This window comes from Mesorhizobium sp. (genome assembly GCF_004962925.1).
Classification (GTDB): Bacteria; Pseudomonadota; Alphaproteobacteria; order Rhizobiales; family Rhizobiaceae; genus Mesorhizobium.
Genome location: NZ_SUEO01000517.1, coordinates 1 through 215 on the forward strand (window position 1 = coordinate 1; position 215 = coordinate 215).

1 pseudogene is annotated in these 215 nt (G+C 64.2%); it reads right to left on the reverse strand.

Annotated features, from left to right (window positions below):
* A pseudogene (locus E5W87_RS35955) lies at positions 1 to 215 on the reverse strand (hypothetical protein); the annotation flags it as partial.

Below are 215 nucleotides of genomic sequence, written 5' to 3' on the forward strand. Positions count from 1 at the left end.
CGACATTGCCGTCGGTGACTTCGTAGAGCGGCCGCCCGCCAGCCTTCATCTCGGCCCGCAGCGCGGCGACATCGCCAGCAATCGTTTCGACAATCTGGTGATAGGCCGGCGCCTTGTCATACAGCGTCTTCAGGTCGCCCTTGCCATCGACGCCGAAAATGCCGGCGAAACCAAAACCCTTGGCGTCGAGGGCGGCGAGCACAGCCGGATCGTCG